At 37.6% G+C, this 18009-nt stretch carries 20 protein-coding genes; 3 read left to right on the top strand and 17 right to left on the bottom strand.

Annotation, left to right across the window (positions count from 1 at the left end; genetic code table 11):
- Positions 1–278: 278 nt before the first annotated feature.
- Positions 279–419: a hypothetical protein gene (locus tag LIS78_RS11255; protein ID WP_013056833.1), complete on the bottom strand. Its 141-nt coding sequence runs from the start codon at positions 417–419 to the stop codon at positions 279–281.
- Positions 420–540: 121 nt separating this feature from the next.
- Positions 541–894 (bottom strand): YolD-like family protein, encoded by a 354-nt coding sequence (locus LIS78_RS11250; RefSeq protein WP_195780209.1) that lies wholly within the window; start codon positions 892–894, stop codon positions 541–543.
- Between the two features lie 248 nt (positions 895–1142).
- On the opposite strand from LIS78_RS11250, the gene LIS78_RS11245 reads away from it, so the two are divergent.
- Entirely contained in the window at positions 1143–1982 is an 840-nt protein-coding gene (locus LIS78_RS11245) for a YitT family protein (protein WP_063248093.1), read from the top strand.
- Between the two features lie 149 nt (positions 1983–2131).
- Here the strand turns inward: LIS78_RS11245 and LIS78_RS11240 are convergent, their stop codons facing one another.
- The 13 genes from LIS78_RS11240 to LIS78_RS11180 form a co-directional block, all read right to left on the bottom strand.
- The gene (locus LIS78_RS11240) at positions 2132–3127 is read right to left on the bottom strand and encodes a ketoacyl-ACP synthase III (protein WP_252285172.1); all 996 of its coding nucleotides are present in this window, start codon (positions 3125–3127) and stop codon (positions 2132–2134) included.
- A gap of 108 nt (positions 3128–3235) precedes the next feature.
- A complete protein-coding gene (locus tag LIS78_RS11235) occupies positions 3236–4309 on the bottom strand; it encodes a sulfate/molybdate ABC transporter ATP-binding protein (protein ID WP_195780211.1) in 1074 nt (357 codons plus the stop codon).
- Between the two features lie 19 nt (positions 4310–4328).
- Positions 4329–5195, bottom strand: coding sequence for a sulfate ABC transporter permease subunit CysW (cysW, locus tag LIS78_RS11230; RefSeq protein WP_195780212.1), 867 nt, complete (start codon positions 5193–5195; stop codon positions 4329–4331).
- A 12-nt stretch (positions 5196–5207) separates the two neighbouring features.
- Complete coding sequence (cysT, locus tag LIS78_RS11225) at positions 5208–6044, bottom strand: sulfate ABC transporter permease subunit CysT (RefSeq protein WP_209151582.1); 837 nt, start codon at positions 6042–6044, stop codon at positions 5208–5210.
- A gap of 94 nt (positions 6045–6138) precedes the next feature.
- Positions 6139–7203 (bottom strand): sulfate ABC transporter substrate-binding protein, encoded by a 1065-nt coding sequence (locus LIS78_RS11220; protein ID WP_214987118.1) that lies wholly within the window; start codon positions 7201–7203, stop codon positions 6139–6141.
- Between the two features lie 252 nt (positions 7204–7455).
- Positions 7456–7608, bottom strand: a complete 153-nt coding sequence (locus LIS78_RS11215) for a Fur-regulated basic protein FbpA (protein WP_013056825.1) — start codon at positions 7606–7608, stop codon at positions 7456–7458.
- Between the two features lie 346 nt (positions 7609–7954).
- Positions 7955–8119, bottom strand: a complete 165-nt coding sequence (locus LIS78_RS11210) for a YezD family protein (protein WP_013056824.1) — start codon at positions 8117–8119, stop codon at positions 7955–7957.
- A gap of 372 nt (positions 8120–8491) precedes the next feature.
- Positions 8492–9871 (bottom strand): sensor histidine kinase, encoded by a 1380-nt coding sequence (locus LIS78_RS11205; RefSeq protein WP_195780215.1) that lies wholly within the window; start codon positions 9869–9871, stop codon positions 8492–8494.
- Between the two features lies 1 nt (position 9872).
- Positions 9873–10547 (bottom strand): response regulator transcription factor, encoded by a 675-nt coding sequence (locus tag LIS78_RS11200; RefSeq protein ID WP_195780216.1) that lies wholly within the window; start codon positions 10545–10547, stop codon positions 9873–9875.
- Between the two features lie 144 nt (positions 10548–10691).
- Positions 10692–11579, bottom strand: coding sequence for a UTP--glucose-1-phosphate uridylyltransferase GalU (galU, locus tag LIS78_RS11195; RefSeq protein ID WP_252285171.1), 888 nt, complete (start codon positions 11577–11579; stop codon positions 10692–10694).
- Positions 11576–11980 (bottom strand): GtrA family protein, encoded by a 405-nt coding sequence (locus LIS78_RS11190; RefSeq protein WP_252285170.1) that lies wholly within the window; start codon positions 11978–11980, stop codon positions 11576–11578. Before LIS78_RS11190 ends, galU begins: the two co-directional genes overlap by 4 nt.
- The gene (locus LIS78_RS11185) at positions 11973–12938 is read right to left on the bottom strand and encodes a glycosyltransferase family 2 protein (protein WP_164797937.1); all 966 of its coding nucleotides are present in this window, start codon (positions 12936–12938) and stop codon (positions 11973–11975) included. The genes LIS78_RS11190 and LIS78_RS11185 overlap by 8 nt, the downstream gene beginning before the upstream one ends.
- Positions 12939–12951: 13 nt before the next feature.
- Positions 12952–15156 carry a glycosyltransferase family 39 protein gene (locus LIS78_RS11180; RefSeq protein WP_252285168.1) on the bottom strand — a complete coding sequence of 735 codons (2205 nt, stop codon included), beginning with the start codon at positions 15154–15156 and terminating at the stop codon, positions 12952–12954.
- A 240-nt stretch (positions 15157–15396) separates the two neighbouring features.
- Here LIS78_RS11180 and LIS78_RS11175 point away from each other — a divergent pair, with 240 nt between their 5' ends.
- Positions 15397–15969, top strand: coding sequence for a GNAT family N-acetyltransferase (locus tag LIS78_RS11175; protein WP_252285167.1), 573 nt, complete (start codon positions 15397–15399; stop codon positions 15967–15969).
- A gap of 68 nt (positions 15970–16037) precedes the next feature.
- Positions 16038–16514 carry a hypothetical protein gene (locus LIS78_RS11170; RefSeq protein WP_195780221.1) on the top strand — a complete coding sequence of 159 codons (477 nt, stop codon included), beginning with the start codon at positions 16038–16040 and terminating at the stop codon, positions 16512–16514.
- 135 nt (positions 16515–16649) lie between these two features.
- On the opposite strand, the gene LIS78_RS11165 is transcribed toward LIS78_RS11170, so the two are convergent.
- Complete coding sequence (locus LIS78_RS11165) at positions 16650–17522, bottom strand: STAS domain-containing protein (protein WP_252285166.1); 873 nt, start codon at positions 17520–17522, stop codon at positions 16650–16652.
- Between the two features lie 232 nt (positions 17523–17754).
- Positions 17755–17877 carry a hypothetical protein gene (locus LIS78_RS31350; protein WP_286676972.1) on the bottom strand — a complete coding sequence of 41 codons (123 nt, stop codon included), beginning with the start codon at positions 17875–17877 and terminating at the stop codon, positions 17755–17757.
- Between the last annotated feature and the right edge of the window lie 132 nt (positions 17878–18009).

Below are 18009 nucleotides of genomic sequence, written 5' to 3'. Positions count from 1 at the left end.
TTTAATTACAAAATAAAGTTTTTTGAACGAACAATTAGATTTGCATTTGGTTTAATAATAGTTCATATAAAAGGAAATAAGCTGGTAATTCAAGAATTTGTCTACTTTTCTCATTATATGTAAAGGTTTTCTTTCACTCAATTAGCTATGACTGTTTTTGACTATTTCTTGACCGATTGAATTTTTTCTGACTGAATTACGTTTAGCTTGTCCTGTTTTAATGAGAGCCTATACATCAAAAAAGTTGTCCACCTTTTTGGACAACTCGAAGTGACCCATCATTTAAATAAAAACAGAAGCATATATAATATGGAAGCAAGGGCAGAAGAAATAGCTAAACTTGAGATAAAACGAACGAGCCTTTTTTTAATGAACTGCGTTAATTCAATTTCTCTTACTTGAGTTTTTTCATTTTGCATACAATATCCCTTCTTTAATCAAAATTTCCTAGTAGCTAAAAGTTACTACTCGCAGAATATACTTTTATGTATTGTATGCAAGCGTTAAAAAAAAGATACAAAACGAACAAAAAAGCTACTCTTAGCTAGAGTAGCTTTCATCTTTCCATACATTTGCTTCAATTACTGCATCCGCTCGAATCGAATATGTATAACAAGGGCCTGTCACCATCAGCGTATTCGACTGCAGTGAGACTTTATCAATCGTCACTCGTTCATATCTTTGAATATGTCCTGCTTCATAGACGTGAAGCGTTACTGGATGATGCTCCGAGTAACTGTTCATAATGACATTTTCAATATGCTCAATCTTTTCTTTTTTCAATCCTAAAGACTGCTTATGCGCTTCGGGACTGTACATTTTCTTCATTTTCTCTAAATGCTCGGGCATTACTAACTTCGCATACTGTTTTAATTCATCTTGATACACGTTCATTCTCCCCCTTGACTCTTGCTTCTATTTTACCGAACGAACATTCTCATTGCAAAACTTTTTAATCAAAATAAAAGCAAACAATTCATTTTTTCATACTCCATAAAAACTGTCAAAAGATTTTATGTTGATAGCAGAAACTGATTTTTTAAAAAATAATAATATCCCATCTTTAATTCGGTCTCTAGAGTTGGTATAATACATTGTCATGACTGTGTTTTCGGAGTTTTTGATGATTGGAGGTAACGTTCATGATTAATAAAATAAAAGAAATTATCCTCATTATTCTAGGAAGCCTCATTTTCGCACTGGCCATTAATTACTTTGCTATTCCAAATGAATTAGCAGAAGGCGGTGTAACCGGTGTAACAATGATTACCTATTATGTATTAGGCTGGTCTCCCGGTATCACAAACTTTATATTAAACGGTTTGCTGGTACTGATCGGATACAAATTGCTTCATAAACGTGTGATTGTTTACACAATTATATGTATTATTTTCACGTCTCTATTCCTACATATAACTGAAGGACTGGGAAATCCTCTTGACGATACGCTACTGGGGGCTATTTTTGCTGGTATTTTAGCTGGTGTAGGACTCGGACTTGTGTTTAGAGGTGGCGGAACTTCCGGAGGCTCTGCAGTTATTGCCCGCTTAGCTAATCAATATCTAGACTGGAATATTAGCAAAACGATGCTAGCAATTGATTTATTAGTTGTAGCAAGCGCTTATTTTGTCATCGGTGGAGAAAAGACGATGTATACGGTTATTTCTCTTTACATCGGAACGAAGGTGCTTGATTATATCATTGAAGGACTCAACCCTCGCAAAGCAATCACTATTATTTCTCACCGTTCAGCTGAAGTAGCCGAACAAGTCAATAAAAAGATGCAGCGCGGAGTCACTGTCTTTTCTGCTCATGGAAGCTATACAAAAGAAGCAAAAGACGTATTGTACGTAGTTGTGAACAAACAAGAACTGCTAGAGTTAAAGCGCATTATTCATAAAGTCGACGAACAAGCTTTTGTGGTCGTACACGATGTGCGCGACGTCTTTGGAGTAGGTTTTACCATTCCAAAGGCCAGTTGAAAACCCGCTGTAAAAAAGCGGTTTTTTTCTATTATATATGTTTGCGCTGAAAATACAGTAAACCTGCTGTTATAAAAAGAAAAAACTTTCTTGTAACGACAATAAAAAGCTCTGTAATGAAAATCTAAAAAGCTAAAAGGCGATGCCTTTTAGCTTTTTTCTTTACACGTCCATTTAATTAACAAACCGCAGTGCGTTAATCCTCCTCCAAACCCATAGAGAATAAGGAGGTCATTATCCTGTACTTTTCCTGTCATTATTCCTTCGTTTAAAGCAAGCGGAATAGAAGCTGAAGATGTATTTCCGCAGTATTGCACACTCGTTAACGTTTTATCCATTGAAACACCTGTTTTAGCACAAATAGCTTCAATCATTCGAAGGTTTGCACTGTGCGGAATAAACCAATTTACATCAGAAAGAGAAATGGAAGTATTCTTTAATAATTCTTCTATTCCTTTTGGAATCGTTCGGACAGCAAAGCGATATACTTCACGCCCGTTTTGAACTAAATTCCCACTGAAATTAATTTCTTTTCCGGAAAGAGTGTTAGATAAATTAGAACGGTATAAATTTACGCCTCCGCTTCCATCCGTTCCGTAATGAGAGCCTAAGAAACTCGGATTATGCTCATCGTACTCTACAAGCATGGCTCCCGCTCCGTCACCAAAAAGCACGCATGTTGCCCGGTCCGTATAATCTGTGATTTTGGACATCACTTCGGCACCGATAACTAAAATCTTTTTATGCAATCCTGATGTCACTAAGCCATTGGCCACATGAAGGCCATATGTAAACCCGGCGCATGCGGCACTTAAGTCAAATGCTGCAGCTTGCTCAATATGAAAGTATTCTTGAACCTGACATGCTACGCTAGGAAAAAAGTGATCCGGCGTTGTTGTCGAAACAATAATTGCATCTACATCTTCTATTTCTACAGTATATCGGTTAAGCAAACTTTCAACTGCTCGAATGGCAAGCGTAGACGTGTATTCGCCTTCACCAGCAATTCGTCGTTCTTTCATTCCCGTACGCTGCACAATCCATTCGTCACTTGTATCAACCATTTCTTTCAAATGGTCGTTCGTTAATTTTTGCTTTGGTGTATACGTCCCCATTCCTGTGATTCTAGCTTTTGATTGTATCATTTCTCCACCTCAAATCAGTTGATACTTAATTATAACATCTACTTTTAATATCTGGTACTAATTTATTAGCAGATAAAAAGCGCAAAGGCATACCCTTTACGCTTTTTATTAAATAGAATAATCTTCTGGAATAAATACTTTTAGCTGCTTGGGCTTTACATACACCTGCTCTCCCACTTGAAGGCTGAGTGTTTTATAGTGCTCTTTGCTGAATTCAGCTTCTAAAAATTCTTCTGCATCTTCTCTTTTTAATTCAATTTGCACAATAGGACCTATCACATGAATATGGCTAACGGTTGCAGAAACAGCATCTGCACTTGTTTTTACCTTTTCAAGGTGAATATCATGAGGTCGTACATATCCAACAGCTGCTTCTTCATTTCTTCCGCTAAATTCTGGAACATCTATTTCAAAGCTTCCTTGTTTTAGTCTGCCTTTATGAATGCGGCCCTTTAATAAATTGACATTCCCCAAAAAATCGTACACAAATGGACCATTAGGATGATCATATACTTCCTCAGGACTTCCAATCTGCTCAATTTTCCCGTTGTTCATAACAACAATACGATCAGCTACATCTAAGGCTTCTTCTTGATCATGTGTAACGAAAATACTCGTAATATGAAAATCATTATGCAATTTACGCAGCCATCTGCGCAAATCCTTGCGAACTTTTGCATCCAGAGCGCCAAAAGGTTCATCTAGTAGCAGTACTTTCGGTTCTACTGCTAACGCTCGAGCAAGCGCTACTCGCTGGCGCTGTCCGCCCGATAATTGAGAGGGATAGCGATTTGCAAGCGGCTCTAGTTTAACAAGCTGCAGCAGCTCGGTTACTTTCTTGGTAATGTCTGTTTTAGAAGGCCTTGTTTTTTTAGGTCGTACTTTTAAACCATACGCAATGTTATCAAACACAGTCATATGCCTGAACAAAGCATAGTGTTGAAAAACAAACCCTACATTCCGCTCTTTTGGATTTACGTGCGTAATTTCCTTTTCATCAAATAAAATAGCTCCTTGATCAAGATGTTCAAGACCGGCAATGATGCGAAGCAAAGATGTTTTTCCAGAACCGGACGGACCGAGTAAAGCTACTAATTCACCCGTTTGAATATCAATGTTAATAGAATCCAGCGCTTTAAAATCACCAAAGTTCTTTGATACGTGCTTAATATGGATACTCATCTCATAAGCTCCTTCCTATTTAAATATGTTTGGCTTTCCACTCAATAATATTTTTTACAATTAATGTAAAAATAGCTAAAACTGACATTAAAGATGCTACCGCAAACGCTGCTGCAAATTGATATTCATTGTAGAGAATTTCAATATGAAGAGGCATCGTATTTGTCATTCCTCGAATGTGCCCAGACACAACGGAAACAGCTCCAAACTCCCCAATCGCACGCGCATTACATAAAATAATGCCATATAATAAGCCCCATTTAATATTAGGTAACGTCACTAGAAAAAAAGTTTTGAAACCGCTGGCTCCTAACGTTAACGACGCTTCTTCTTCGGCTGACCCTTGAGCTTGCATGAGTGGAATCAATTCTTTGGCAACAAACGGAAGCGTTACAAAAAGGGTAGCTAATATAATACCGGGAATAGCAAAGACAATTTTAATATCTTGATTAAACAACCATTCTCCGAATAACCCTTGTGCACCAAATAATAAAATAAAAACCAATCCAGCAATAACAGGCGAAACGGCAAACGGTAAATCAATAAGCGTAATTAAAATATTCTTTCCTTTAAAATCAAACTTTGTAATTAACCATGCAGCTACCACGCCAAAAACGGCATTTAAAGGAACGGTAATAAGCACAACGATTAACGTTAGTTTAATAGCAGCCAAAGCATCCGGATTCGTAATCGCAGCTAGATACGTTTCCAACCCTTTTTGAAAAGCTGTCATAAAAATGGTGATGAGCGGAAGCACTAAGAATAGAGCTAAAAAAGCCAGCGCAATAAATGTAAGCAGCCATCGGACGACTTTGGGCTCTTTTAAACTAGAATGATTAAGTTTAACAGTCGTTTTTGCATGCTGCATTGGAACATGTCCTGCCAATGTCATCCCTCCTTAACTATGTACAAATTTACGATTTGTCCACCATTGAATAATATTAATAAGTAATAACAGAAAAAATGATACAACGAGCATGACTGATGCAATAGCAGTAGCGCCCGCATAGTCGTACTGCTCGAGTTTTGTCATAATAATAAGCGGCGTAATTTCAGTTTTCATCGGCATATTTCCAGCAATAAAAACAACCGATCCATATTCTCCAAGCGCTCTTGCGAATGAAAGAGAAAAACCTGTTAAAATAGCAGGCACCAGCTCTGGAAAAATAACTTTTCTAAACGTTTGCATTCGGCTAGCTCCTAAACTAGCAGATGCTTCTTCGATCTCTGCATTAAAGTTTTGCAATACCGGCTGCACCATTCGGACGACAAACGGCAGACCGATAAACGTAAGAGCGATAATAATTCCGATAGGCGTAAATGCGATTTTAAACGTAAATAATTGACCAATCCATCCTTTCGGAACGTAAAGAGTGGTCAAGGCAATGCCGGCAACAGCCGTTGGTAAGGCAAACGGCAAATCCACAAGTCCGTCAATAAACCTCTTTCCAGGAAAATGATACCTCACTAATACCCACGCAATAATGGTTCCAAAAATAACATTAATGAAACCGGCTGCAAATGCTGCTCCAAAGCTTAATTTATACGATGCTACTACTCTAGGGTCTGTAACAGTTTTAATAAAGTCGCTCCACCCCATAGATGCCGTATTAAAAAAAATCATAGCTAACGGAAAAAGAACAAGGATGCTTGCATAAAACATCGTAAAACCTAAAGAAAGCCCAAATCCAGGTAAGATGCTTTTCTTTTTCTTCTGTCGTTGTAACACCCTCACGTCTTACACCTCTTTCTGCTTTCAAGATACATGTACACAGAAGATACGAATCACCATTCGTATCTTCCTCGTTCTACTTTTTTAATGAATCATATTACTTTGGCTGATAAATCTGATCGAATGTTCCTCCATCGTTAAAATGCGTTTCTTGAGCTTTTTTCCATCCACCAAAATCTTTAATGGTGACTAGGTTAAGAGAAGGAAATTGATCTTTGTGTTTCTCTAATACTTTTTCATTTCGAGGGCGATAGTAGTTTTCCGCTGCGATTTCCTGACCTTTTTCTGTATATAAGTATTTTAAGTATGCTTTTGCTACCTTTGTCGTGCCTTTCTTTTCAGCTACTTTATCTACTACAGCAACAGGCGGCTCTGCTAAAATACTTAATGACGGTGTTACAATTTCAAATTTATCTTTTCCTAGCTCATTTAACGATAAGTAAGCTTCGTTTTCCCATGCAATTAACACGTCTCCAATGCCTCGTTCTACAAAGGTAGTTGTAGCTCCGCGTGCGCCTGAGTCTAACACTTCGACATTTCCATAAAGCTTACTCATGAAGTCTTCAATCTTTTTGTTATCTCCGTTATATTTATTCTTCGCGTATGCCCAAGCCGCTAAATAATTCCAGCGTGCGCCTCCAGAAGTTTTTGGATTCGGCGTAATAACAGATGTACCTTTTTTCGTTAAATCATCCCAATCTTTAATTCCCTTTGGATTTCCTTTACGAACTAAAAAAACAATCGTTGATGTGTATGGTGTAGAATTATGAGCCAATTCTTTTTCCCAGTCTTTGTTTAATAATTGGCGAGTTTGAGCGATTTCATCAATATCGTAAGCAAGCGCCAGCGTTACTACATCAGCTTCTAAACCGTCAATAACTGCTCGACCTTGCTTACCAGAGCCACCGTGTGATTGCTGGATAGTAACGTCTTGCCCTGTTTTATCTTTCCAATAAGACGCAAAGCTCTTATTGAACTCCTGATAAAGCTCACGTGTAGGATCATATGAAACGTTTAAAAGTTCTACTGGTTTTTTTGAATCGTTTTTACTCGCAGAACTATCTTTCCCTGCTGTTTCAGTAGATTTCCCATTGCCGCAACCTGCTAGCACCACGAGCAGTGCTGTCAGCACCATTAAAAACTGAACTGCTTTTTTCTTCATGTTTTACTCCCCTTTTTATAAAAAAATACAAAAAGGCCGCTATCTCTTAAAAAAGAGAAGCAGCCTTCAGTTAGTCTGATCAGCGTATATGCTCTTAAATTATTCTTATTAAATTTATTCGTAAGAATAAAAAGAAGATACTTTCTGAAAAGACAATTTATTCTTGTTTTTATAATAAACACACTTTACCTATTAGTCAACTAGGTTTTTAATCTTTTTTACACTTATTTTAGTTCTTTTTACGTGTTTTCCTTACTTACTGCGTGCCTGATACTCTTTTTCTAAGTCAGAGAGTGTGAGTTCAAAAAGATGATGGTTTTCTTTTTTGTAAATCCCTTTTTTCAGTAACTCTTCAATGAGGTATTGTTTTCTTTGCCGCACCGCTGCTCGTAATAAATTTTCCATTTTTTCTCCTCCTATTATATTAATTTAAGAATAAAAAAAGACTCCTAACACAGGTCAGAAGCCTTCGGTAATCCGATCAGCACAGGAATGAAACTGTCAGATCTTCATAATTTTAAAAAGTATAAAGCTGCTGCTTTAGCAGCTTTACACTTCTCATCGTCATACTCATACAACCTATAACTCAATTTTAATTCGAAAAATTCTAAATCTTTGACCGGAAAGAAAGTCAATTCTTCTTCAAATACGCACGTTTTCTATATTTAGTACAGTACTTGCTTGCCCCGCCGTCAAGCGTTCGCTATCTAGGCTGGCCCTTCAGTTTCTCTAAATACGTATTTAAATAGGCTTATTTGTGGCTTGCTACTTTGCTTTTAGCTAAAAAGCGGTTTTTTTCCGTGCTGTCCACTTGAGTAATTTGTCCGTCGTGCAGAGTAATTAGTACAGATCCATAGTTGATTTCAGTTAGTAATTTAACAATATAATCTAATTTTTCTTGTGTAATTGAAGCCATTTTATCATTCTCCTATTCATAGATAAATTTATATTTTAGTTGCAGTTGAATAAACAAAGCGAACAACATCTATAAGTACTTGTATAATGTGCAGAAGATAAATACATGGTAATCCTCCCCATATGTTCAGTTGAAGATTGAGATTTTAATGACCACAACCAATGTACAGAAAAGGCCCACACTAGTAGCGAACAAGTATGAGCCTTCGGTTGACCGATCAGCTTCTTTAGCATCCCAATTTTTTCAAAAGATTTATACTATCTATATTATTTACACTTTACCTATATGTCAAGTAGGGATTAAAAAAATAAATAGATATTATTAATTTTTTTTATATCTTTGACCTAATAAAAAAGACTCATCTGGATGAACTTACACAGACGAGTCTTTTTTAGTCCTATTTTTTTGGGTAGGCAGGGTTACCGTAAAGATACTTCCTTGTTCTTTTTTGCTTTCAACACGTATTGCGCCCTCATGCAGCCGCACAATTTTTTTTGTAATGGCTAGACCGAGGCCGCTTCCTTTTAACGTTCTGGATTTATCTACTTTATAAAAGCTTTCAAAAATATATTTTTGATCTTCTTCGGCAATACCAATTCCATTATCCTTTATTTTCACGTCTATTTCTTCGTTTTTTTGATGAATGGATATTTTCACCAATCCATTTTCAGGCGTATATTTAATAGCATTTGTTACTAAATTTAGCCAAACTTGTTCTAACAAATCTTTATCTGCTTCCATTTGAACATTGGATAAATCAAGGTCAATTTCTATGTTCTTTTTTGTCCACTGAGGTTCTAAAGCCATGACCACATGCCTGATCTGTTCATCTAACCGGTATTGCTGCAGCATTAGCGTTTGATGTTCAGAGTCAAGAGAAGCAAGCTTTAGCAAATTGGAACTAAGCTGAGAAAGTCTTGTACTTTCTTTTTCAATAATCGTTAAATATTGTATCTTTTTATCTTCACTGACGATATCATCTTTAAGTGCCGCTGAAAAACCGCGAATAGAGGTCAGCGGTGATTGAATTTCATGCGAAACGCTAGCAATGAACTCTTGCCTCATCGTTTCTATTTTGTTTAATTCTTTAGTCATTTGATTAAAGTTTTTAGTTAACAGACCGATTTCATCATTCGCTGTGTGCTCGACTTGCACATTGTATTCGCCTTGTCCGACCACTTTCATCGCTGTACTCAGGCGCTTAATCGGTTTAATAATAATCGTTGAAACGTATGCAAATAATACAATACCTACTAATAAAATCGTAATAAGCTGGATATTTTGAACATCTTGAATAACTGAAAATTGCCGCTGTGGATGAGACTGAATAAATAGGGCATACGACCGTCCATTTTCTTTAAAAGGAAGACCCACTACGTTTGGCTGTGGACGATCACCTTTTTCCTCGTTTAAATTAGAATAACGCTTCCCGTCTAATACTTGATCGATTTCTTCCGGTGTAATTGGAATAGGCGGTCCTGGCTGTCCTAATACTTTTTCTTCATGCTGATCATCAATAATAATAAACGAAAAATGAATGAATGATGAATTAGATAAAAACCTTGCAGCTTTGTCGGAGTCTTCTGCTCCGTACAAATCGATAAAATCTTCTCCCATCTTCACCATATCCTGACCTAATCGCATTTCGAGCTTCTGCTTGCTAAGAAATGTCGTAACGACAACGGTAATCACAACGCTCAATAAAATCGTAATGATGAACGACAGAACCAGCTTTACATAAATTGATTTCACGTTAACACCCTTCTGCTCTATAGCCTAGTCCACGAATTGTTTTGATTTCCATACCGACTTTTTTCATATGATTAAGCCTCTCTCGCAGACGTTTTATGTGAACATCTACCGTGCGCTCATCACCTTCATAATCATATCCCCAAATTAATTGAATAAGCTGATCACGAGTAAAAATCTTTCCTGGAGAACTAACTAACGTGAACAGTAATTCAAACTCTTTTAACGGCAGCTGTTCGCTTGTTTCTCCTGCACTCATCTCTAATTTGGTACGGTCTAATTTTATATTCCCCATATAGATTACATTGTTAGCTTCTACTCGGTACCTGCGTAAAAGGGCCTTTACACGAGCAACCATTTCCTGAGGATCAAAAGGCTTCACGACATAGTCGTCTGTTCCGATATCAAATCCTTTTAGTTTATCATGCGATTCGCCTCTAGCTGTTACCATCAAAACCGGTATATCAAAATACTCCTTAATTTCCTTTGTTAGTTCCCATCCGTCTTTAAATGGCATCATGATATCAACGACTGCTAGATCAATTCGAAACTCTTCCATTTTCGCCCATGCTTCTTCACCATCTGCTGCTTTTATAATTTTAAATCCTTGATTTTCTAAATATAATGATATCAGCTCTCGAATATGTTGATCATCATCTGCAACTAATATTTGAATCATACATGTCTCTCCCTACTCCTAAGTTTGTCCAGCTTTTACGCACAGTAAGCTCTCTGTTTATACCAAACAGAGAGCGACATAAGATAATACAATGATTTTATACTTCAAATATGAACTGAATATGAACAAACTGATTAACTCTTATTAGCTGAAGTTGTTTGCTCGTTCTTTTTCTACAATTCCCTCCAAATACGATAAAAACGTTTGACGTAAATCTCTGCGCTTTAACGCCACTTCTACCATCGCTTTCATATAGCCTACCTTATCTCCAATATCAAAGCGCTGCCCTTCCAGTTCAAGAGCAAACAGTCGCTCTTTTTCACATACCACACGCAGTGCATCTGTTAATTGTAATTCATTTCCTACCCCTCTTTCAATCGTTTTTAGATAAGAAAAAATAGAAGGATTTAAAATGTAGCGGCCCATAACGGCAATAGTTGACGGAGCTTGTTCTATCGATGGTTTTTCAATCAAGTCATTCACTTCATGAAGGCTGCCAGATTTATTTTTCGGCTGAATGATTCCGTATTTTGATACCTCTTCTGCATCCACTTTTTTCACGCCGATAACTGATTGGTCCGTCTTTTCATACGCTTGGATCATCTGTTTGAGCGCAGGTTCTTCAGAAGTCATAATATCGTCTCCAAGAAGAACGGCAAACGGCTCATCACCAATGAACTGCTCGGCACAGAGAATAGCATGACCGAGTCCTAACGGCTCTTTTTGACGAATATAGTGAATGCTGGCCATTGATGAAATCGTTTGTACTTCTTTTAACATGTCAAACTTGTGCTTTTCTTCAAGCATTTGCTCTAACTCAATTGATTTATCAAAATGGTCTTCAATTGATTTTTTGTTTCGTCCTGTAATAAAAATAATACTTTCAATGCCTGATTTCACTGCTTCTTCTACAATATATTGTACAGCAGGCTTATCGACAATTGGCAGCATTTCTTTCGGCTGCGCTTTTGTCGCTGGCAAAAATCGTGTTCCTAAACCGCCTACTGGAATAACTGCTTTTTTTATCGTCATATATGAATCCCTCTTTCTTTTTTAGTAGTAAATACAAATAATTTAGTACCAATAAAGTTGATACCGACACTTACGATTGTAATCAGAAGTTTACTGATTAGCAGCGCTATACCCCATTTATTATATAGAACAGTCAACAGAAAAGATGTTAGGGATAAAGTGATCAAATTTACGATTACGAATGAAATCACTTCACGCTTACTGCTTTTTTCTTTTCTCTCAAACGTCCATTTGCGATTCATGACATAACTGTTTAAAATGCCCGCACTGTATGAAATCCACTGCGCTAGTATGTAGTTAACACCGATTGTTGTTAAAAGTGCGTATACTACAAAATCAATCAGTGTATTTACAACTCCTACTAACGCAAATTTAATAAAAGATATCCATTTGTTAGTCACGAAGTGATACTTCCTTGCGTGTTTCAAGCTGATACTTTTCACGGACGATATAGAGTGGACGGTTTTTTGTTTCATCGTAGATGCGGCCAATATATTCTCCAATCATACCAAGAATAATTAAAATGATGCCGCTAAAGAATAGCTGAATGACAATTAATGACGACCACCCTGTGATGGTGCTGTCTGTAAATAACTTCAAATACAGCACCACTAAAAGATAAATAAAACCGATACCAGATAGAGTTACACCAGCATAGCTAGCTAGCTTTAGCGGTTTATAGGAAAAAGATGTAATGCCATCCATTGAAAGCTTCAGCATCTTTTTCAAAGGATATTTCGACTCCCCGGCCAAACGCTCGTCTCGCTCATATTCTACTGCTATTTGTTTAAAGCCGACCCAGCTTACCAATCCGCGAACAAAGCGATTTTTTTCTTGAATGCTATTCATTTGATTGCACACTTTGCGATCTAGCAAACGGAAATCCCCTGTATCGAGAGGAATATCAATATCGGTCATCGCACGTAAGAAACGATAAAACATAGCAGCTGTTTGCTTTTTAAAGTATGTTTCTCCTTTTCGCTTTGTACGCTTAGCATATACAACGTCGAACCCTTGCTTCCATTTTTCAATCATCTCTAAAATTAATTCAGGCGGGTCTTGCAAATCAGCATCAATTACAACGACGGCCTCTCCTCTTGCATAATCCATACCAGCTGTAATAGCAATTTGATGACCAAAGTTACGGGCAAAATCCAATAAAACAACGGCCGGGTCTTGCTCGCTGTATTCTTTAATGATTTCTGCTGTTCGATCTCTACTGCCGTCGTTCACGAAAAGAAGCTCGTAAGCTTCTTTCGTTGAACGCATCACTTCTGTTAGACGGCGGTAGGTTTCATGAATCACTTCTTCTTCGTTGTACACAGGAACAACAATAGAATATTTGACAATTGAACTCATATTCATGTCCTCCTTATTTAAGCGTTATTTCGTATAGTGTTCCATTTCCAAATGGTCCTTGCTGAGAACTTGATGAAGTAGACTGCCATTTGGAAGAAGGAACCTCCTTACTGTTTTCTTTAATCCACGTGATAACGTCAGATTGACCTCCCTTGCCCATTCCAGACAAGTAGAAATATTTCACTTCACCTTTTTTAATCATGGCTTTTAATTTACTTACCGTTAAAATTGGATCTGAACCGCTAAATCCACCCATTGCCATTACTGGCTTGCCCGTTTTAATAATGTAAGGCGCAGCTGAAGTTGAATCCGTTGTGGCAAATAAATATTTTTCACCTGTATTATTTTTTGTTAAATAATTTAGTAGCTTTTGGTTTACTTCTGCGTTCATCCCTCCACTTTTTCGTTTTGAAGATGATGATTTGCCTGAAAAGCTGTTTGGCATTTGACTATTATTGGATGAACCGCCCGGCATTTGCATTTGACCGCCGTTTGATGAACCGCTTGGCGGCTGCATTTGATTGTTTGAAGATGAATTGCCATTAGAGCTTCCTGGAGGCTGCATGCCGTTAAAACCAGACTGTTTGCTATTTGTAGCTGTGCTTGGAAGTCCTCCCATACCGCTTGAAGAATCAGGACCTGCTGCTGGAAGCATGCTATTTCCACCATAAATAATCGGTGTCATCGCCCAGTACGCCGGCATTGCAAGCAAGACAACCATCGCTGCGACTCCTAGATAATTGGTCACAGAGTTTTTACGCTCTTTACGAACAGCTAAAACAAGAGCTAAAATAACGCCCAGTGCTCCTACACCGGCAATTGGTGTTACCCCAATTGAGCTGACATAAGGAGACATAATATATACTTGAAGTGCTGCTGTTGTTAAAATACCACTTGGCAGCAGCCATGATTTCCAGCCATTACGCTGTTTGTACATGCTCCATAAAGCTACTGCTCCCGCTCCTGCAAATGCGGCGATTGGAGGTGCCAGCATAATTAAATAATACTGATGGAAAAATCCTGCGATACTAAAGAAGACAGCTACTGGTAGCAGCCACGCTAACCAAAATAAACTTTCTTTTTGTTTTGTCGTGTAAGGCCCTTTAAATTTCACTCCGGCAAATAGACCCACGATTGAAAAGATTACAAATGGTAATAACCAGCTGATTTGATCTGATAACCCTTTTTGGAATAGTCGGAATGGACCAGGATTCCCCGTGTTGAACATTCCGTTTTGATTCCCTCCACCTGGAGCCTGCATCTTTTGAGAAGAGCTCTTGCTTTGATTTGAGCTTTGTGAAGCATCAGCACTTGAACTGCTATTTTGTTTTGTTTCATTGCTTGCTGTTTGCTGCTGAGTTTGAGCAGGCTGCTTATGACTGCTTCCCGTCACGCTTGTATTTCCAGTTAAACGATTAATACCGTTATATCCGAAAGCAAGCTCTAGAACTGAATTTGTTTGACTGCTTCCCATATAAGGTCGCTTATCAGCAGAAGTTGAATCCACTACAACTGCCCATGAGACAGAAACGGCGAGCATTAGTGCAGTCGCTGTTGTTAAAAAAGCAATTTTCTTTTTCCAAGTGATTTTGGTTGCCACTACATAGAAAACATAAAATGCTGGTAAAACCATGTATGCTTGAAGCATTTTCATATTAAATGCGACACCAATCATCGCAAAAGCTGCTAAAACCCAGCCAAATTTAGCCGTGCGCACAGCACGAAATAACATCCACGTTGCTACTAATAATGTAAATACAAGCATACTATCGATATTATTTGTTCGGCTTACCGCAGGTACAATTGGCGTCAGAGCCATGGCAAGAGCAGCAAATCTCCCAGCCCATACGCCAAACGTACGTTTTACGAGTACGTATAGTAAAAGGACTGAACCGATGCCCGCTAATGCTTGCGGTAGAATGACGCTCCATCCGTGAAATCCAAATATTTTGGCGCTAATTGTCTGAATCCAAAACACAACCGGCGGCTTATCAATCGTTACATAGCCTCCTGGATCAAAAGATGCGTAAAAGAAATTATGAAAACTTTGAAGCATACTTTTGACAGCTGCCGTGTAATAAGCGTTGGCGTATTCATCTGTCCAAATTTTAAATAAGTTCAAAAACGCTGCAATTAAAACAATGGGAACTAAAAATAAATCTATTCTTTTTTTATTTGAAGTTCGTTCTTCTTTCACTTCACTGTTCATGTGTTTCATTTCACTCCTTCGTAATTTCTGACTTTAGTCTAACAAGCATATGTGAACTGATTATGAACAGCAAAAATAATTTTTTATTTTTTAAAAATCCATTTGACCTCTTACGCTCACCAATGAAATATTTTACAATTAAAGAATCAAGCACATGAAATAGAAAGCGTATTCTTGGAATGCTGCAGCTTCTATGAAACATTATCATCAACACTTCATCCACTTCTTGCTGAGAAAGGAGACAACTTTATGATTCAAGTAAAAGATATATACGGAAATTTACCCACACTAGAAACAGAAAGACTCCGCTTGCGGAAAGTTACCAAAAAAGATGTGCGTGACATGTTTGAATATGCCTCAAATGAAAAGGTAAGCAGATATGTAAATTGGGAAAAGCACCGAAAGCTTCAAGATACAAAAGAGTTTGTTTCCTTCGTTTTAAAGCAGTACAGCAACCAATCCATTTCTCCTTGGGCTATGGAAATCAAAGCCTTGAAAAAATGTATTGGCACCATTGACTTTGTCACTTGGAACCCTACTCATCGCATTGCGGAAATTGGCTATGCGATTTCTGAAGCATATTGGAATAAGGGATTTGTTACGGAAGCAGCTGAAAAAGTAATTGCGTTTGGATTTGAAGAAATGGATTTAGTCCGCATTCAGGCGAGGTGCTTTGTTGAAAATACTGCATCTGAGAAAGTGATGAAAAAAATCGGTATGTCTTATGAAGGAACGATTCGAAAAGCCATGTTTATTAAGGGAGCTCATCAAGACTTAAAGTTATATTCAATCTTGCGAGAAGAATATACACGCAACGCGTAGAAAATGTATAAAATACTTTCCATAACATAGGCTAGCTTCAACACTAACTCTTCCTTTTGAGGTGAACAATGTTGGAGCAAGCAATTCAGCATTTAGACTTACCTGCACATGGTTTGTGGTTTCCGATTACCGTTAGTTTATGTTTATTTATTCTTGCCCTTGTTTTATTTAAACGACAGCTAACTTGGCGAGATTTTTATATCACGTTTAGCGTAGTTGGATTTGTCGGATGGCTTTGTGATGTTATCATTACGCGTGTTTTTAACGTGATTGATTTGGGAGATCCAAAAGTTACAGGACTTGGAGATATTCTAAGCTATACATTTATTCCACCTTCCCTTTCCGTTTTATTTTTGACTTACTTAACAGCTAAAAATAAATGGGTTTTATCACTTCTCTTTTGCGCGGGTTCACTACTCATAGAATACGGAATGATTAAAAGTGGCTATATGCATTTAAACAGCTGGTTTTTTATCTATTCAATAGTGGTATACTTCCTCGTTTATGCTTTTGTGCTACCATGGCATATAGCATTTATTAAGTAAAAAAGCGGATGTTGATTAACATCCGCTTTTTTACTATGCGCTTACTTTCTATCTGCTGAAATCCATATTTCATACCGACGTTTAGAAGAATGAATATCTCCATATGTAACACAGGTGCTGCGTGTTCATAGCCGGTCATTTTATGCGCCGTGATGACACATGCGCGCGGCTATGTTCTTCAGGACGTCTAAACCCAATTTTTAAAAGCGCTGCTTCTAAATTTGCTTCTGTTTTAATTTGATTAAAATCAATTCCCAGTTTCACTACCGTTTGGGCAATTTCCGGTCGTATCCCTGTTATAATAGCTTCCACTCCTACTAATTTGAGAGACTGATGAATTTTGAAAAGATTGTCTGCTACCATTGTATCAATAATCACCACACCTGAAATATCCAAAATAAGATAGGATAATTGAAGGCTTGTCCCTTTTTTCAAGCAAGTTTCCATAATAACTTGGGAGCGATGAGTATCAATTTCTCCAATAATCGGCATAATAGCGATACCTTTTGTGACAGGCACGAGCGGAACTGACAGTTCTTCTAGTGACGTGTAAGCTAAATTCATCATATATCGATTATGTTCATCATAAATTTGACCAAAAACACATGTTACCGTATCTAAAAGCGGATCAATTCGCTCACTGACATGCAGCATGGTAATTGCAGCAAACTGATGCTCCTCTAGTTCTCTTGTAAATACATCCCAAATAACGCTGCGATAGATTGGGAGGCTACCGAGTGCTTTTTCTAAAGGAATATTTTTTTCCACTGTATATTTTCCCGTGTCAAGTGCCCATTCTTTAACAAGTTTAAGTACAGCCTCTTGTTCTTCAAATAGCGCTCTTCCAAAGTACTCCATAATTGACACTCGCCATTTCAAAATTTTCTTTTCTTTCAATTCCTCTAGACTTAGCGTATGTGTAGAATCTAAACGTTCGGCTAATTTTTCTGACAAGCTATATTTATGTTCAAGAATCTTTTTTCCTATATACACGAGCTCCTCTTTCATAAAATATGTTCAGCTCCTCTTTTCTGCTATTTTTACTGCGTATATAACCTTGACTAAGCCTGCTTACCCACCCGACAATTGACTAGCCTTCCTAAAAATAACAAAAAAGTGGTTATTTTATGAATTTTCTTTCTTTTTATTATAGTACCTGAAAAAGAGCTGCACAACTTAAAGTTTGCTGCGGAAAAAATTTATGCTTTTATATAAAAAACCAGATTGGGACATAACGAAATCAATCTAAAGACGAACAAATTGGATAAATGATCTGCACTGCTTGTTCCACCGCCGTTGATTTCCGTGCAAGGCTTCGCTTTCCGCGGGCGGCCGATAAGCCTCCTCGTCGCTTGCGCTCCAATCAACAGCTAGAAGCCAGTACATACATTAAATCTACGTTTACGATGATCATAAAAAAACACGAACTATCCATCACTTTTCAATAGATAGTTCGTGTTTAACTTTAACTAACATACTTTTGTCTCAGCCTCGT

This window comes from Priestia megaterium (assembly GCF_023824195.1).
GTDB classification, from domain to species: Bacteria; Bacillota; Bacilli; order Bacillales; family Bacillaceae_H; genus Priestia; species Priestia megaterium_D.
This window is presented reverse-complemented; position numbering and strand designations above follow the sequence as displayed.

Excerpts from the sequence above, each read along its gene's own strand:
- LIS78_RS11255 (WP_013056833.1), bottom strand. The coding sequence starts at position 419 with ATGCAAAATGAAAAAACTCAAGTAAGAGAAATTGAATTAACGCAGTTC.
- LIS78_RS11250 (WP_195780209.1), bottom strand. The coding sequence starts at position 894 with ATGAACGTGTATCAAGATGAATTAAAACAGTATGCGAAGTTAGTAATG.
- LIS78_RS11245 (WP_063248093.1), top strand. The coding sequence starts at position 1,143 with ATGATTAATAAAATAAAAGAAATTATCCTCATTATTCTAGGAAGCCTC.
- LIS78_RS11240 (WP_252285172.1), bottom strand. The coding sequence starts at position 3,127 with ATGATACAATCAAAAGCTAGAATCACAGGAATGGGGACGTATACACCA.
- LIS78_RS11235 (WP_195780211.1), bottom strand. The coding sequence starts at position 4,309 with ATGAGTATCCATATTAAGCACGTATCAAAGAACTTTGGTGATTTTAAA.
- LIS78_RS11220 (WP_214987118.1), bottom strand. The coding sequence starts at position 7,203 with ATGAAGAAAAAAGCAGTTCAGTTTTTAATGGTGCTGACAGCACTGCTC.
- LIS78_RS11215 (WP_013056825.1), bottom strand. The coding sequence starts at position 7,608 with ATGGAAAATTTATTACGAGCAGCGGTGCGGCAAAGAAAACAATACCTC.
- LIS78_RS11210 (WP_013056824.1), bottom strand. The coding sequence starts at position 8,119 with ATGGCTTCAATTACACAAGAAAAATTAGATTATATTGTTAAATTACTA.
- LIS78_RS11200 (WP_195780216.1), bottom strand. The coding sequence starts at position 10,547 with ATGATTCAAATATTAGTTGCAGATGATGATCAACATATTCGAGAGCTG.
- galU (WP_252285171.1), bottom strand. The coding sequence starts at position 11,579 with ATGACGATAAAAAAAGCAGTTATTCCAGTAGGCGGTTTAGGAACACGA.
- LIS78_RS11185 (WP_164797937.1), bottom strand. The coding sequence starts at position 12,938 with ATGAGTTCAATTGTCAAATATTCTATTGTTGTTCCTGTGTACAACGAA.
- LIS78_RS11180 (WP_252285168.1), bottom strand. The coding sequence starts at position 15,156 with ATGAAACACATGAACAGTGAAGTGAAAGAAGAACGAACTTCAAATAAA.
- LIS78_RS11175 (WP_252285167.1), top strand. The coding sequence starts at position 15,397 with ATGATTCAAGTAAAAGATATATACGGAAATTTACCCACACTAGAAACA.
- LIS78_RS11170 (WP_195780221.1), top strand. The coding sequence starts at position 16,038 with ATGTTGGAGCAAGCAATTCAGCATTTAGACTTACCTGCACATGGTTTG.
- LIS78_RS11165 (WP_252285166.1), bottom strand. The coding sequence starts at position 17,522 with ATGAAAGAGGAGCTCGTGTATATAGGAAAAAAGATTCTTGAACATAAA.